Genomic DNA, 14901 nt, shown 5'->3' with positions numbered 1-14901 from the left:
ATCGCTCCGGTTGCCGGTCCGAACAACGGCCCCCCCATCCCTCGCTTCAAAGGATACGCCATCCGGGCAGGGGCACGTCGCCGGACCGCAGGTGGCGCGGCGCGTAGTCACCACACGCCAAAGAACACGCCCGCCTGCTTGTACACATTGGTCTTGGCCGCCACCTCTTCGTTGGTCACCGTCACGCGCGGCTTGAGCGTGCAGAACCACTCCAGCAGCCGCAAGCGCATGGCGCTGCGCACGGCTTCGTGGCCGGGGTCGCTGCCCAGGTCGAAATATTCCTGCGGATCGTTCTGCAGGTCGAACAGCTGTGGCCGGAACCCTTGCCAGTGCACATATTTCCAGCGCGCGTCGCGCACCATCCAGGCGCGGCACTCGCCAGGATGGCGGCCCAGCGCCACGCGAGCGCCGCGATAGGCGTAGTCCAGTTCGGATACGACGAAATCGCGCCAGCTACCGGCATCGGCACGCTCGCCCGCGCGCGTCAGGTCCAGCAACGAGCGGCCCTCGATGCGGTGGTCGGCCGGCGGCAGGCCTAGTGCGTCCAGCACCGTAGGCACCACGTCGACCGCGCTGACCATGCTGGCCTGCGCGGTGCCGCGCGTGGCATCCGCCTGCGGCGAGGGATCGTAGACGATCAGCGGGATGTTCTGCACGGTGTCATAGAACTGCTCCTTCTCGCCCAGCCAGTGGTCGCCCAGGAAATCGCCATGGTCGGCGGTGAAGACGATCAGCGTGTCCTGCCAGCGGCCCAGGCGTTCGAGTTGCTCCCATAGCTGGCCGAGCCGGTCGTCGATCTGCTGGATCAGGCCCTGGTAGGCGGGGCGCACCGTGTCCGACACTTCCTGGCGCATGAAGTTGGCGCATTCTTCCTGAGTGCGGTAGGCCGACAGCACCGGGTGCGGGTCTTCCAGCTCGGCCTCGTGGCGCTGCAGCGGCAGGCAGTCGTCGAGCGAATACGCGGCGTGGTAGGGCGCGGGCGCCAGGTAGGGCCAGTGTGGCTTCACCAGCGACAGGTGCAGCACCCATGGATCATCGCCGCGCGTGGCGATGTACTGCATCGCCTGGTCCACCGTGTACGCGGTCTCGGAATGCGGCTCGGCCACGCGCGCGGGCAGGCCGGCGTTGCGCATGTGCCAGCCGGAGACGATCTCGCCGCGTTCGTTCTCGGCGCTGATCACGTAGTCGGTCCACGGATCCGCGCTATCGTAGCCTTGCTGGCGCAGCCAGTCGGCGTAGGCGCTGTGCGGCTCGGCGTGGTGGCCGTCATGGCGGTCGACTTCGGTGAAGTGGCCGCTGCGCAGCAGCGTTTCCAGCTCGGTGCCGCCATCCAGGTGCAGCCGCTTCAGGTTGGCGTTGTCCGGCATCATATGGGTCTTGCCCGCCAGCGCCAGCGCGCGGCCGCTGTGCTTCAGGTATTCGCCCAGCGTGACTTCGCCGACCGACAGCGGCACGCGGTTCCAGGTTGCGCCGTGGCTGCTGACATGGCGGCCGGTATAGAAGCTCATGCGGCTCGGGCCGCAGACCCCGGAAGTGACGAAGGCACGGTCGAATCGAACGCCGCGCGCGGCCAGCGCATCGATATTGCGCGTGCGCAGCGCCGGATGCCCGTAGCAACCCAGGTGGTCGCGCCGGAGCTGGTCGCACATGATGAAGAGGGTATTGCGGATGGTCATGATCGGTTTGCCGCGCTTCAGTCGCCGGTATAGCCGGATGCCTTTACCACCGGTGCCCACTTGCCGGCGTCAGCCTTGAGCACGCCGGCAAAGGCGTCGGCCGGGCCGGTTGCGGGTTCCAGCCCCAGCTTGAGGAATTTCTCGCGCACGTCCGGCGACTGCACGGCCTTGACGATGGCGGCGTTGAGCTTGTCGAGCACCGGGCGCGGCGTGCCCGCGGGTGCCAGCAGGCCGTAACGGCCTTCACCTTCGATGCCCTTGTAGCCAAGCTCGGTGAAAGTCGGCACATCGGGCAGCGCCACCGAGCGGTGGGTGCCGGAAGTCGCCAGCACGCGGATCTTGCCGGCGCGGTGCATTTCGGTCAGGTCAGCAAGGGTGTCGACCGAAGCCGGCACCTGCCCGCCGACCAGCGCGCTCATCAGCGGCGCCGAGCCGTTGAAGGGGACGTGCAGCATGTCGATGCCAACCTGCTTGCCGATCATCAGCCCGAAGAAATGCGGGATGCTGCCCAGCGCCGGCGAGGCGTAGGAGTTGTTCTGCGGGCCGGCCTTGAGCCATGCCACATAGTCCTTCAGCGTGCGCGCCGGGCTGGCCGGCCCGGTGGCGAGCGCCAGCTGGAAGTTGGCGGCCTGCGCCACCGGCGTGAAATCGCGCTGGATATCGTAGTTGAGCTTGCGGTAGACCAGCGGCGCAATCGTCATGACCGCCGAGTTGGCCACCACTAGGGTATTGCCATCGGCCGGCTGCGTGCGCGCGTAGTCCATCACCAGCCGCCCGCCGGCCCCGGGCTTGTTCTCGATGACCACGGTCTGGTTCAGGGTCTCGCGCAGCTTGTCGCCGACCAGGCGTGCGGCGAGGTCGGCAGTGCCGCCGGCCGGGTAGCCCACCAGGATGCGCAGCGGACGGTCCGATTGGGCGCTGGCGGGTGCGGACCATGCCGCGGCAACGGCCAGCAGGCACGCGGCGAATCGGGGAAGGAAGGTGCGAGGGCTCACGATGTCTCCAGTTTGTTGTCCGCCGGCAAGCGGCGTCGATGCAAGCTAACACCCGTCGATATAATTGACAAAGTCAACTAATTGGCAGGTGTGGCATGGCACACGACAACAGCGGCAACCGCCTGCAGCGGCCGCAGCGGCTGGTAGATTTCATCAACTACCGGGTCTACCACCTGAACCGCGTCGCGCTGAGCGCCGCGGCGCTGCACCTGCGCGCCAGGGCGGGCGTCACGCGGCGCGAATGGCGCATGATTTCCTTCCTTGGCGAGCAGCCCGGCACCCGGCTGACCGAACTGGCCGAAAGCGCCGGCCTGGACAAGGTGCTGGCCAGCCGCGCCGTCCACGTCCTGGTGGAACGCGGCTTGGTCCGCCGCGAAACGCGTACCCAGGACCGGCGCGCAGCAGCCTTCACGCTGACCGAGCAAGGCGAAGCCGTCTACCGTGCAGCGTTCGTGCAGGCGCGGGACTTCAATACGCGGCTGGCTGGCTGCCTGACGGCGGAAGAGGCGCGCGTGCTGTCGCGCTGCCTGGACAAGCTGCAGGCGCAGGCCGGTGCGATGCTGGCGGAGGCGCAAGCGTTGCCACAGCCGGAAGGGGAAGAGCCGGCGTGGGATCTGCTGCAGGTCTGGCGGGCATAGGCACTTTGTGTAGCGAGCACGCAGCGGCACGCGTTCAGGGCGCTATTGCCACCGCCGTCGTCGCGCCGAAGGTTGCGACGCAATTGCGCCCGGAGCGCTTGGCCAGGTAGAGCGCTTCGTCGCCGGCACGGAGAAAGGCGCGCAGCTCCGCGAAATCCTTTTCGTTGCCAGCGCTGTTGGCATCGGTCACCGCACCGATGCTGACCGTCAAGTGCCCGTCGGCGCCGGCCGCATTCGGAATCCGCAAGGCCTGGACGGCGGCGCGGATGGTCTCGGCCATGGCGGCCGCGCCGGCTGCGTTGGTGTGGGGCAACAGGATGGCAAACTCTTCGCCGCCATAGCGCCCCGCATAGTCGCCCGGCCGCCGCACATGGCGCTGGATGCAGGCGCCCACCGCGGCCAGCGCATCGTCACCGGCCTGGTGTCCGTAGCGGTCATTGAACTCCTTGAAATGGTCGACGTCGAGCATCAGCAGCGACAAAGGCTCGCCGTGCCGCCGCGCGCGCCGCCATTCCACGTCGGCGGCATCGTCCAGCGCGCGGCGGCTGCCCAGGCCGGTCAGGCCATCGGTGTTGACCATCCAGCGAAGGTGCTCTTCCATCTCGGCGCGGCGCCGCCATTGGCGCGACAGCAATACCGAGAGCGCGATGATGATCGCGTCCAGCGCGATGATCAGCGCGCCGAACACCCAGGCGCGCTTGTACCACGGTGCCAGCACGTCGTGGGTGGCGCGTCCCACCACGACCAGCAGCGGAAACCCCGGAATGCGCCTGAAGCTGTAAAGCCGCTGAATTCCGTCGACTGCCGCGACGCCGATAAACGTGCCTTGCGTGCCTTGCAGCAGTGGTGCAAATGACGGGCTGCCGGAGATGTCGCGCCCGATCGATTCGGCTTCATAGGGCCGCCGCATGATGATGGTGCCGTCCGTACGCAGCAGCGTCAGGGTGCCGCCCGCGCCAAGGCTTACGCCATCGAACAGCTTGCGGAAGTAGTTCAGGCGCAAGGTGCCGACCACGATGCCGGCAAAGCTGCCGTCCGGCCCGGAGAGCCGCCGGCTGATGCCGATGGACTTGTTCTCCGGCGTCAGGCGCGGCTGGAACGGCCGGCTCAGGAACAGGCCGCTGTGATCGCCGCTGCGGTGCGCCTGGAAGTAGTCGCGGTCAGAGACGTTGACCGGGCGCGGCGGCCACTGGTGCGAGTCGAATACCAGCATGCCGTTGGCGTCGGTGACCAGCAGCGAGCCCATGTCTTCGGCATTGATCGAACGGTCGAACAGCAGCCGCTGGCGCAGCGCCGGCGGTTGCGCCAGCAGTGCGGGATCGTGCATGGCTTCCACCACGCCCCCGATCGCCAGTTCGTGGATCTGCAGGTTGCGCGTGATGCTGCGTTCCAGCGTCAGCGCCAGGTTGGCCGCGGCCTCGCCGGCATTGTCCAGTGCATCCCTGCGCATCTGCACCAGCGCGAGCGCGCCAAGGGCCGCGATCATGCAGACCAGGACAAGGCTGGCGGCCACGATTAGTGAGGCCGGGCGGGAAATGGCTTTTCGGGCTGGAAAGTGAGGTATTTGACGCACGAAGGAGAGCTGTTCTGCTTTTTATGCGGCCATTGTAGTACCTGGCCGCTGCCTGGCTCAGTTGCCTTGGGCGCCAGCGTTTCGTCCCCTGGCCAGGGCATGCGTGGTGTGTGCCACTGCGCGCGTCCGGCACTACGCTGCACGCACAGTTCTTCCCTACACTTGATCATGGCGGGTTGCCGCCGCTGAAGGGAAGAACGCATGCAGCCAGAGCCTGCACAACCCAAGCCTGTGGCGCTCGCCCTGCAGGGCGGCGGCATGCATGGCGCCTTTACCTGGGGCGTGCTCGACCGGCTGCTGGAGGACGGCAGGCTGGCGATCGAAGGCGTCAGCGCCACCAGCGCCGGGGCCATGAACGCCACGGTGCTGGCCTACGGGCTGCTGCAGGGCGGCAGTGACGGCGCACGCCTGGCCTTGCATGATTTCTGGGAGGCGATCGCGCACTCGGCGCAGCGCTACAACCCGTTCCGGTGGCTGCCCTGGTTCAAGAGCAGCCATACGCTGGGCCTGAACCATTCCCCGATGTATGCGATGGCCGACATCGCGCTGCGCCTGCTGTCGCCATACCAGTTCAATCCCAATAACCTGAATCCGCTGCGCGAAGTGCTTGGCAGCCAGGTCGACTTTGCGGCACTGCGCGAGCATTGCCCGATCCAGCTGTACCTGTGTGCGACCAATATCGAGACCAGCCGGATACGCATCTTCCCGCCCGAGGAACTCAGCATCGACGCCGTGCTGGCCTCGGCCTGCGTGCCTACGCTGTTCCAGGCGGTCAGCATCGACGGCCAGCACTACTGGGATGGCGGCTATGTCGGCAACCCGGCGATCTTTCCGCTGATCTATCACTGCCAGACCCACGATGTCGTGATCGTCCATATCAACCCGATCGTGCGCCACGGTGTGCCGACCACGGCCGCGGATATCCTGAACCGCGTCAATGAGGTCAGCTTCAACTCGTCGCTGATGCGCGAGATGCGCGCCATTGCCTTCGTCACGTCGCTGATCCAGCAGGGCAAGGTCGACCGCACGGAGATGAAGGAGATGTGGATCCACTCGATCCGCTCGGACCAGACCATGGCCGCGCTGGGGGTCTCCACCAAGTACAACGCCGACTGGGACTTCCTGTGCTCGCTGCGCGACAAGGGCCGGGCAGAAGCGAGCCGGTGGCTGGAGCAGCACTACGACAGCGTGGGCCGGTGCTCCAGCATCGATATCAGCGGAGAGTTCCTGTAGGCCAGACCGGCTGTGCCAGCCGCCACGTCAGGTTGGCGCGTGCCTGCGCCTCGTAGCGCGCCTGGAACAGATCGGTGGTGTAGATGCGTGGGCTGGCCAGCAGCGCACCCAGGAAGGCGCGCTCGGCGACGTCATAGGCGGCGTCGTCCAGGTCGGTGCGTTCGGCCCGCAGGTTGGCGCCATTTTCCTGGAAGCGCGCGCGGCTGCAGCCCAGCGCCGCCAGGTCGATATCGGCGGTGAAGCGGCCAGCCAGGCTTGCCGGCACTTCGGCGTGGGTGGTTTCCAGGATAAGGGCGGCCACGCGCGCGGCGGCGGCGATGGTGCCGCCTGCCCAATGGCGCAACCATTCGGCGCTGCGTTGCTCGTTGTCCGTGGCGCCGGGCACGTAGATGACGTCGTGGCACCAGAGCGCCAGCTCCACCTCGTCGGTATCCGGTATCGCGCTGCGCGCCCAGTCCAGGTCGTGCAGGCAGCGGCGTACATGGTCGAGGGTGTGGTAGTGCCGCGTCGGTTCACCGTAGTAACAGGCGAGATCGGTATAGGCGTCGGCCGCGCGCGTGCCGCCCGCACGTGTCCACAGGGCGACAAAGCGGTCTTGCAGGGGGAGGGCTGGCGTCGGAGTCATGCGTGCGGGCGCTCCGTGGTATTGGCGTGGTCGGCGGTCAGCGCTTCGAGCAGCGCCTGGGCCTCCCGCCAGTCCGCGGTATCGGTGCCCTCGCTGAAGCTGCCATGGATCCGGGCCAGCGCTTCACGCGCCGCGTCGCCCTTGCCTTGTTGACGCCACAGCCGGGCCAGGCTCAGGGTGGCCTGCAGTTCCAGCGGCTTTGCACGTTGTTCGTGGGCGACCGTGATGGCCCGGTGCAAGCAGGCCTCGGCTTCCACCTGCGCGGCTGGCGGCGCGGGGTGCTCTGCCGACAGCTGCAGCAGCATCTCGGCGCGCAGCCGGTACACGGTTGACTCATCGAGCCGCTCTCCGGTCTCTTCCACCAGCGCCTGTGCCTGCGTGAGCACGTCCAGCGCGGCGGTGGTCTGGCCTGCCCTGCCGCAGGCCTCGGCAACCAGGGCCAGGAGGTTCGGCATGCCCAGTCTGCCGCCGGTGGCCTCATAGGCGGCTACGCCCTGGCGCGTCAGCGCAACGCCTTCCTGGTGACTGCCCAGCTCCGCCATCGCCCAGCCCTGCAGGACGGTGCCCCACGACAGGTAGATCGGAAAACCCTGTTCGCCCGATATGGCGATGGCGGCTTCGGCATACTCCTGTGTCAGCCGGACTTCGTGCCGGCATCGATGCTGTTCCGCGGCAAATACCAGGCACAGCGCAAGGTTGTATGCATCCGGCCGGGCCCGGGCCATGGCCAGCGCCTCCTGGCAGCGCGCCAGTGCCTGGTCCGCCAACCCCTGGTACCACAGGATCCAGCCCAGCGTACTGGTAGCGTGGACGGCCGGGTCGCGCCCGTAGCCCGTCAGGAAGTCGTACGCTGGTTGTTCAGGATGCGGCACCGCGAGCACCGCCTCAACATGCTTGCGCGCGGCGTCCAGCATGCCGAGGCGGAACAGCGTGGCGCCAATCGCGCGATGGCCCTCCGCCAGTTGCTTGGGCTTCTGCGACTTCATGGCCAGCGCAAGCAGCCGCTTGCCCAAAGGCAGCGAGACCTGGTATTGCGCACGCAGCTGATAGAACGCCCACAGCCCCAGTTGTGCCGAGAACAGGTAGGGCGTCTGCTGGCCTTGCTCGCACAAGGCCAGCGCCCGCCGGTAATTGCCCTCCACTTCGGGTGATGCCTGGCCCCGGGCCGCAATCAGCGCGGGCCCGAGCGCAAGCAGCAGCGTCAGTTCCTGGCGCGCGCGCTCGGCACTGTCGGGTTGCCGCTTGATCAGGTCGATGGCGGTGCTCAGGTGCCGGATCGCTTCGGCCTGCGCGGAGCGCAGCAGTGCCTGCTGGCCGGCGCAGTGCAGGTACTCGACCGCCTTCGGGATGTTGCCGCTGAGGCTGTAGTGGTGCGCCAGTTCGCTGCAGTAGTCCTTGAGCCGGCCATGGAAGAGCGCCTCGATGGCCTGGGCGGAGCTTTCATGCAACGCGCTGCGCCGCTCGGTGAGCAGCGAGCTGCCGGCCACCTCCTGGGTCAGCGCGTGCTTGAAGGCGTACTCGACCTCAGGGAATGCCGGACGTTCGTAGACGAAATCCGCAGCCTGCAGGTCGGCCAGCAGCGGATGCAAGTGGTCTTCCGGCAAGCCGGTCACGCGCAGGACCAGGCTCAGCGGGAACTCCTTGCCGATCACGGCCAGCGTTTGCAACAGCTCCTTCTGGGCCAGCGGCAACCGATCGATACGGGCGGCCAGCACGCCTTGCACTGTGGTGGGGATATGGAGCAGGGCCGGCGCAGTTTCGATGCGGTAGCAGCCGGGCTGGCCGAGCAGCGTGCCTTCCTCGGCCAGGGTCTGGACCACTTCCTCCATGAAGAAGGGGTTGCCTTCGGTCTTGTCGAGGATCAGCCGCTTCAGCGGCACCAGGCTGCGGTCGTCCCCGAGCAGCGCGGTCAGCAGTTCCTGCGCCTCCGCCTGCCCCAGCGGCTGCAGCTGCAGCTGCGAATAATGCCCGTCCGCATTCCAGTGATGGCTGTACTCCGGCCGGTAGTTCACCAGCAGCAGGATCCGCGCGCCGGGTACATGGTCGATCAGCATGTTGAGGAACGCCTCGGTCTCACCGTCCAGCCATTGCAGGTCCTCGAAAATGACTTCCAGTGGCTGGTTGAGGCTTTCCCGGACCAGCAGCCGCGCGATGGCGTCGAAGGTACGCTGGCGCCGGATGGTCGGGTCCATGGTCGGCAACGGCGAGTCGGGCTCAATGGTGCCGAGCAGGTAGAGCAGGTAGGGCAGGTGCTCTTCCAGCGAACGGTCCAGCGTCAGCAGTCTGCCGGTGACCTTTTCGCGGCAGCTGCGATCGCCGTCCTGCGCCGTGATCTGGAAATAGCTCTTCAGCATCTCGATCAGCGGCAGGTAGGCAAAAGCCTTGCCGTGCGAGACCGAAAAGGTCTCCAGCGCCAGGCAGCCCTGCTGCGACCTGACCTTGAATTCATGGAACAGCCGGGACTTGCCGACCCCCGCTTCGCCGACCACTGCAACAATGCACCCGTGCCCCGCCTTGGCCTGCTCCAGCGCCGCGTGCAAGTGCGCCAGCTCATCCTGTCGCCCGACAAACCTGGCCAGTCCGCGGTGCGCTGCCACCTGCAGGCGCGTGCGCAAGGCACCCAGGCCAACCACCTCATACACCGCGAGCGGGTCGCGCACGCCCTTGACATGGGTGGTCCCCAGCGCCGTGAACTCGAAATAGCCTTCGGTGAGCCTGTGAGTCGATTCGCTGACCAGGATCGACGCCGGCGTGGCAATCCCCTCCATGCGCGAAGCGATATGGATGGTGTGCCCGACCGGATCGTAGTCGGTATGCAGGTCATCCTTGCGGATCGAGCGCACCACGACTTCGCCGGTATGGACGCCGATCCGGATCTGCAGCGGAATGCCTTGCTCCAGCCGCACCCGGTCGCTGTGGCGATGCATCGCATCCTGCATGCGCAGCGCCGCGTAGAGCGCGCGCAAGGCATGGTCCTCGTGGGCAATCGGCGCGCCGAACAGCGCCAGGATGCCGTCGCCGAGGAACTTGGCCACATAGCCCTCATAGTGGTGGACGGCTTCCATCATCAGCGTCACCACGGGGTCGATCAGCCGGCGCGCGTCTTCGGGGTCCAGGTCCTGCGTCAGCGCGGTCGAGCCCGCCATGTCGGCAAACAGCGCGGTGATGGTCTTGCGCTCGCCGGCAGTCTCGCCCCTGGCCTCCATTGCAGCCTGCTCGGCCAAGATGCGCCCGGCAAGGTGGGGCGGCGTGTAGAGGACCGGGGCCGTGGCCGCAGGCGGCACTGGCGTGGAAGCAGTGCTGGCAGGGGCGTCGGACAGCGCAAAGCCGCAAGCGCGGCAGAATTTCGCGGCTGCAGTGGCCTCTTCGCCACACTGTGGGCAGGCTCGGCCAAGCCTTGCCCCGCATGCCTCACAGAAGTTGGCTCCCGCAAGGTTCGCGAAACCGCAACTGGTGCAGCGCATTTCGCCTCCTGGCCGTCGTTGGTCGCCTGGACGGTACTCAACACTATTAGAGGTGGGATCGACGGGGATGGCAAGGCGGTGCTGCCTGATGACAGTGCGTCCAGACTGCTCCAGGCCAAGTGACTGATCTTGCACCGACTCGGGATGTACGCTTATTCCCCGCGCTCGTCCCTGACCTGCACCTTGCCGTCCGCCACCCGGACCGGGAACGTCGCCACCGGTTCGTAGGCGGGCGGGGACAGCGCCTCGCCCGTCAGCAGGGAAAAGCGCGAGCCGTGGCGCGGGCAGACGACTTCCTGGCCTTCCACGTCGCCGCCGCAGAGCGGCTCGGCCTCATGCGAGCAGAGGTCCTCGATGGCGTAGTAATTGCCATCCACATTGAATACCGCGACCTGGACGCCATCGACATCGACGCTGCGGCAAGTGCCGGGCGCGAAGTCCTGGGCTTGGGCGACATCGATCCAATCACTCATTTCAGAGCAGCCCCAGTTCCAGGCGTGCCGCCTCGCTCATCCGTTCTCTCGACCAGGGCGGGTCCCACACCAGTTCCACCTCGACATCTTCCACCCCGCTGGCTTCCATCACGGCGCCCTCCACCACGCCAGGGAATGTCTGCGCCACCGGGCAGCCCGGTGCGGTCAGCGTCATGCGGATGCCCACCTTGCCGCTGGCTTCGTCCACCGATAGCTGGTAGATCAGGCCAAGGTCGTAGATATTGACCGGGATCTCGGGGTCGTACACCGTGCGCAAGGACGCTATCACCCGCCCCTCGAGGCTGTCCGGCTCAGGCTCGAACCTGTCTTCGTGTTCCCTGGCCTTGTGCAGCCAATCGATCATGCTCATGGTTTTACTCCGTTGAGACCGGCCTGGCGCTGTTCTCCAAAGCGGCTTGCATGGTATGCCACGCCAGGGTGGCGCACTTCACGCGTGCCGGGAACTCGCGCACGCCGGCCAGGACCTCCAGCTTTCCCATCGGCACCTCGGCCTGCCCCGGCGCTCCGGTCACCAGCGCGTGGAAGCCGGAGAACAAAACCCGCGCCTGCGCCTCGGTCTTGCCTTTGAGCGCTTCTGTCATCAGCGAGGCCGAGGCGGTGGAGATGGCGCAGCCCGAGCCCTCGAAGCTGGCGTCCTCGATCACCCCGTCGCGGATTCTCAGGTACAGCGTCAACCGGTCGCCGCACAGCGGGTTGAAGCCCTCGGCGCTGCGGTTCGCTGCCGCCAGCCGCCCGAAATTGCGCGGCGAGCGGCTGTGGTCGACAACCACTTCCTGGTAGAGGTTGCGCAGGTCAGACATCAGGCGAATACCTCCTGTGCCGCGCGCACGGCAGCAAACAGTGCATCCACTTCTTCACGCGTGTTGTACAACGCGAAGGAAGCCCGCACCGTGGCAGGCACGCCGAAGCGCTCCATCACCGGCATGGCGCAATGGTGGCCGGCACGGACCGCCACGCCGTGCTGATCGAGGATGGTGCCGACATCGTGCGGATGGATGCCGTCCAGGGTGAACGAGAGGATGCTCGCCCTGTCGGCAGCCGTGCCGATCATGCGCAGGCCGGCGATCCTCGCTGCCTGCGCGCCGGCATAGGCGAGCAGCGCGTGCTCGTGGGCGGCGATGGCTTCCAGGCCGACCGCGCGCACGTACCTGATGGCGGCGCCAAGGGCGATGACGCCGGCGATATTGGGGGTGCCGGCCTCGAACTTGTAGGGAAGCTCGTTGTAGGTGGTCTTGCGGAACGTGACCTCGCGAATCATGTCCCCGCCGCCCTGGTAAGGCGGCATGGCATCGAGCAGCGCGGCCTTGCCGTAGAGCACGCCGACGCCGGTGGGGCCGTAAAGCTTGTGCCCGGAGAACGCGTAGAAATCGCAATCGAGGGCCTGCACGTCGACCTTGAGGTGCGGCACGGCCTGGGCGCCATCGATCAGCACCGGGATGCCATGGAAATGCGCCAGCTCGATGATGTGTCGCACCGGGTTGACGGTGCCAAGCGCGTTGGAGAGGTGCGTCAGCGCGACCAGCCTGGTGCGGGAGCCGAGCAATTGCGCGAACTGCTCTAGCATCAGCTCGCCGGCATCGTTGATCGGTGCCACCTGCAGCAAGGCGCCGGTGCGCTGGCACGCCAGTTGCCACGGCACGATATTGGAGTGGTGCTCCATCGCGCTGATCAGGATCTCGTCGCCCGGGCGCAGGCGCTGGCCGAAAGTTGCCGCCACCAGGTTGATCGCCTCGGTGGTGCCGCGCACGAACACGATTTCCTCGCGCCCGGCGGCGTTGATCAAGTCTCGCACTGCGTCGCGCGCGGCCTCATAGGCATCCGTGGCGCGCTGGCTCAGGGTATGCACGCCGCGGTGGATATTGGCGTTGAGCGCGCCATAGTAATGCGCTTCGGAATCGATCACGCTTTGCGGCTTCTGGGTGGTGGCGGCGTTGTCCAGATAGACCAGCGGCTTGCCGTTGACGGTCTGGCGCAGGATAGGGAAATCCTGCCGCAGCCGCTCTACCTCCGGGCTGGCGACCGTCAACGCTTGCTCCACGGCCATCAGTTCATGCGCAGCCGTGTTCATGGCAGCTCCTTCACGGGCTCCGGCAGCCGGCCGCGCAAAAGCGTTTCCAGCCGCGTGCGTAATGGGGCAGGGCCGAGCCGCCTGACGACCTCCTCGGCGAAGGCAAAGGTCAGCAGGGCACGCGCCTCGGCATCGTCCATCCCACGCGAGCGCAGGTAGTAGATCTGCTCGGGATCGAGCTGGCCTACGGTGGCGCCGTGGCTGCATTTGACGTCGTCGGCATAGATCTCCAGTTGCGGCTTGGTGTCGACCTCGGCGTTGTCGGACAGCAGCAGGTTGCGGTTGGACTGATGCGCGTCGCTGTGCTGCGCATCGGCATGCACCACCACCTTGCCGTTGAAGACGGCGCGCGAGGCGCCCGCCAGCACGCCTTTATAGAACTCGCGACTCTTGCTGTGCGGGCTGGCGTGGTCGATGCGGGTGTGGTGGTCAATATGCTGCCGCCCGCCGGTCATATACAGCCCGTCCAGCGAGCAATCGGTATGCTCGGCATTCAGCCCGACTTCAATGTCGACCCGCGCCAGGGCGGCGCCCAGGGCAAAGGAACTGGAGGCGACGCGGCTGCCATGCCGCTGGTCCAGGTTCACGCCGGCGATATGGAAGGCCTTGAGGCTCTCCTGCTGCAGCTTGTGATGTTCGACCTGCGCATCGCGCTCGGCAACGATGTCGGTGATGGTATTGGTGCAATAGGCCAGGCCATCCAGGCCCGCGTGATGCTCCACGATGCAGACCTGGCTGCCGGCTTGCGCCACCACGAGGTTGCGCGCATGGGTTGCCAGCTCGCCAGCCGTGGCGAGGAACAGCAAGTGGATTGGCTGTTCGGGGACGGTGCCCGCCGCCACGCGGATATAGGCGCCATCAGTCATGAGCGCCATGTTCAAGGCGGCGAAACCGGACGCAAAACCGGACGGGTACTCGCTTGCGCGACGCACGAGCAGCGCTTCCAGGCAGTCCGGCGCGCGCTCCAGCGTCGCGGCCAGGCTGGCCAGCTCCGTGCCCGCAGGCAGGGCACCAATGCGCGACCATTGCGGCTGGTGCACGCCATTGACGAACACCATCAGGTGCGCGCCGGCCAGGGCGAGCGCCTCGATCTGCGCTGCCACCGCGCCGTCCAGGCCGTCGCCGCCCTGCGGCAGTGCCACGGCAAAGCGGCTTCGCTCGAGTGCGGCCACGCTGGTGTATTTCCAGTCCTCCTGGCGCAGCGTGGGGAACCCGGCCTGGGCGAAATACTCCAGCGCCTGCCGGCGCGCGTGCGCAAGCCAGCCCAGGCGGCGGCCGGGCAGTGTGGCCTCGACGCGGGCGAACTCGGCGAGATAGTGCTCCAGTCCGCTTGCGCTCATGTTGAAGACTCCATCCCGGCATAGCCGTGCCGCTCCAGCTCGCGCGCCAGCTCGGGCCCGCCAGACCTGGCGATGCGGCCTTGCGCAAGCACGTGAACCTGATCCGGCACGATGTAATCGAGCAGGCGCTGGTAGTGCGTGACCAGCACAATCGCGCGTTGCGGGCTGCGCATGGCCTCGATGCCCCTGGCGACGATCTTGAGCGCGTCGATGTCGAGGCCAGAGTCGGTCTCGTCGAGAATGGCGAGGCGCGGCTCCAGCACCGCCATCTGCAGGATCTCGTTGCGCTTCTTCTCGCCGCCGGAGAAGCCCTCGTTCACCGATCGGTAAAGCAGGTCCTGGTCCATCTCCATGAGCTGGAGCTTGTCCTTGACCAGGGCGAGAAAATCCATGGCGTCCAGCGCTGGCTGGCCGCGGTGCTTGCGGATCGCGTTGAGCCCCGCCTTGAGCAGGTAGATATTGGAGACGCCGGGAATTTCCACCGGATACTGGAAGGCGAGGAAGATGCCAGCGCGGGCGCGCTCTTCCGGCGGCATGCCAAGCAGGCTGGTGCCGTCATAGAGGACCTCGCCCTCTGTCACGGTAAAGCGGTCGCGCCCGGCCAGTACGTGGGCCAGGGTGCTCTTGCCCGAACCGTTCGGGCCCATGATGGCGTGCACCTCCCCGGCCTTCACGGCGAGGTCGATGCCGTGCAGGATGGGCTTGTCATCTACGCTGACATGCAGCTTGCGGATCTCAAGCATGGCCGGCTTCTTTCATCCAGTGCGCCCTGCGGCGCGCGCCGTGCGCGCCACG

General features: G+C 66.9%; 13 protein-coding genes. 2 read left to right on the top strand and 11 right to left on the bottom strand.

The genetic code is table 11. From position 1 onward, the window contains the following. Positions 1-107 precede the first annotated feature (107 nt). Positions 108-1676 carry a sulfatase-like hydrolase/transferase gene (locus KB879_RS12820; protein ID WP_013953181.1) on the bottom strand — a complete coding sequence of 523 codons (1569 nt, stop codon included), beginning with the start codon at positions 1674-1676 and terminating at the stop codon, positions 108-110. Between the two features lie 17 nt (positions 1677-1693). Continuing rightward, entirely contained in the window at positions 1694-2671 is a 978-nt protein-coding gene (locus tag KB879_RS12815) for a Bug family tripartite tricarboxylate transporter substrate binding protein (protein WP_211981600.1), read from the bottom strand. Between the two features lie 95 nt (positions 2672-2766). Here KB879_RS12815 and KB879_RS12810 point away from each other — a divergent pair, with 95 nt between their 5' ends. Next, positions 2767-3309 (top strand): MarR family winged helix-turn-helix transcriptional regulator, encoded by a 543-nt coding sequence (locus KB879_RS12810; protein WP_211981599.1) that lies wholly within the window; start codon positions 2767-2769, stop codon positions 3307-3309. A gap of 34 nt (positions 3310-3343) precedes the next feature. On the opposite strand, the gene KB879_RS12805 is transcribed toward KB879_RS12810, so the two are convergent. Then, a complete protein-coding gene (locus KB879_RS12805; protein WP_080569596.1) occupies positions 3344-4822 on the bottom strand; it encodes a sensor domain-containing diguanylate cyclase in 1479 nt (492 codons plus the stop codon). 261 nt (positions 4823-5083) lie between these two features. On the opposite strand from KB879_RS12805, the gene KB879_RS12800 reads away from it, so the two are divergent. Further along, positions 5084-6115 carry a patatin-like phospholipase family protein gene (locus KB879_RS12800; RefSeq protein WP_013953177.1) on the top strand — a complete coding sequence of 344 codons (1032 nt, stop codon included), beginning with the start codon at positions 5084-5086 and terminating at the stop codon, positions 6113-6115. On the opposite strand, the gene KB879_RS12795 is transcribed toward KB879_RS12800, so the two are convergent. The 8 genes from KB879_RS12795 to sufC all read right to left on the bottom strand — a co-directional run bounded on the left by KB879_RS12795 (position 6096) and on the right by sufC (position 14849). Continuing rightward, positions 6096-6740 carry a hypothetical protein gene (locus tag KB879_RS12795; RefSeq protein WP_153953492.1) on the bottom strand — a complete coding sequence of 215 codons (645 nt, stop codon included), beginning with the start codon at positions 6738-6740 and terminating at the stop codon, positions 6096-6098. The two genes, KB879_RS12800 and KB879_RS12795, sit on opposite strands and share 20 nt — an antisense overlap. Beyond that, positions 6737-10204 carry an adenylate/guanylate cyclase domain-containing protein gene (locus KB879_RS12790; RefSeq protein ID WP_211981598.1) on the bottom strand — a complete coding sequence of 1156 codons (3468 nt, stop codon included), beginning with the start codon at positions 10202-10204 and terminating at the stop codon, positions 6737-6739. Before KB879_RS12790 ends, KB879_RS12795 begins: the two co-directional genes overlap by 4 nt. A gap of 152 nt (positions 10205-10356) precedes the next feature. Next, complete coding sequence (locus tag KB879_RS12785; protein WP_013953174.1) at positions 10357-10677, bottom strand: non-heme iron oxygenase ferredoxin subunit; 321 nt, start codon at positions 10675-10677, stop codon at positions 10357-10359. Between the two features lies 1 nt (position 10678). Beyond that, positions 10679-11047 (bottom strand): SUF system Fe-S cluster assembly protein, encoded by a 369-nt coding sequence (locus KB879_RS12780; RefSeq protein ID WP_211981597.1) that lies wholly within the window; start codon positions 11045-11047, stop codon positions 10679-10681. Positions 11048-11051: 4 nt separating this feature from the next. Beyond that, positions 11052-11498, bottom strand: coding sequence for a Fe-S cluster assembly sulfur transfer protein SufU (gene sufU, locus KB879_RS12775; protein ID WP_013953172.1), 447 nt, complete (start codon positions 11496-11498; stop codon positions 11052-11054). Continuing rightward, the gene (locus KB879_RS12770; RefSeq protein WP_153953493.1) at positions 11498-12766 is read right to left on the bottom strand and encodes a cysteine desulfurase; all 1269 of its coding nucleotides are present in this window, start codon (positions 12764-12766) and stop codon (positions 11498-11500) included. Before KB879_RS12770 ends, sufU begins: the two co-directional genes overlap by 1 nt. Beyond that, the gene (sufD, locus tag KB879_RS12765; RefSeq protein ID WP_211981596.1) at positions 12763-14106 is read right to left on the bottom strand and encodes a Fe-S cluster assembly protein SufD; all 1344 of its coding nucleotides are present in this window, start codon (positions 14104-14106) and stop codon (positions 12763-12765) included. The genes KB879_RS12770 and sufD overlap by 4 nt, the downstream gene beginning before the upstream one ends. After that, positions 14103-14849: a Fe-S cluster assembly ATPase SufC gene (gene sufC / locus KB879_RS12760; RefSeq protein ID WP_013953169.1), complete on the bottom strand. Its 747-nt coding sequence runs from the start codon at positions 14847-14849 to the stop codon at positions 14103-14105. Before sufC ends, sufD begins: the two co-directional genes overlap by 4 nt. Positions 14850-14901 lie beyond the last annotated feature (52 nt).

This window comes from Cupriavidus sp. KK10 (genome assembly GCF_018223725.1).
GTDB lineage: Bacteria > Pseudomonadota > Gammaproteobacteria > Burkholderiales > Burkholderiaceae > Cupriavidus > Cupriavidus necator.
Note: the sequence above shows the minus strand (reverse complement) of the source record. Positions and strands in the feature narration are given on the sequence as shown.

Coding starts and splice junctions, on each gene's coding strand:
- KB879_RS12800 (WP_013953177.1), top strand. CDS start 5,084: ATGCAGCCAGAGCCTGCACAACCCAAGCCTGTGGCGCTCGCCCTGCAG.
- sufC (WP_013953169.1), bottom strand. CDS start 14,849: ATGCTTGAGATCCGCAAGCTGCATGTCAGCGTAGATGACAAGCCCATC.
- KB879_RS12820 (WP_013953181.1), bottom strand. CDS start 1,676: ATGACCATCCGCAATACCCTCTTCATCATGTGCGACCAGCTCCGGCGC.
- KB879_RS12770 (WP_153953493.1), bottom strand. CDS start 12,766: ATGAACACGGCTGCGCATGAACTGATGGCCGTGGAGCAAGCGTTGACG.
- KB879_RS12795 (WP_153953492.1), bottom strand. CDS start 6,740: ATGACTCCGACGCCAGCCCTCCCCCTGCAAGACCGCTTTGTCGCCCTG.
- KB879_RS12780 (WP_211981597.1), bottom strand. CDS start 11,047: ATGAGCATGATCGATTGGCTGCACAAGGCCAGGGAACACGAAGACAGG.
- KB879_RS12790 (WP_211981598.1), bottom strand. CDS start 10,204: ATGCGCTGCACCAGTTGCGGTTTCGCGAACCTTGCGGGAGCCAACTTC.
- KB879_RS12810 (WP_211981599.1), top strand. CDS start 2,767: ATGGCACACGACAACAGCGGCAACCGCCTGCAGCGGCCGCAGCGGCTG.
- sufD (WP_211981596.1), bottom strand. CDS start 14,106: ATGAGCGCAAGCGGACTGGAGCACTATCTCGCCGAGTTCGCCCGCGTC.
- KB879_RS12785 (WP_013953174.1), bottom strand. CDS start 10,677: ATGAGTGATTGGATCGATGTCGCCCAAGCCCAGGACTTCGCGCCCGGC.
- sufU (WP_013953172.1), bottom strand. CDS start 11,498: ATGTCTGACCTGCGCAACCTCTACCAGGAAGTGGTTGTCGACCACAGC.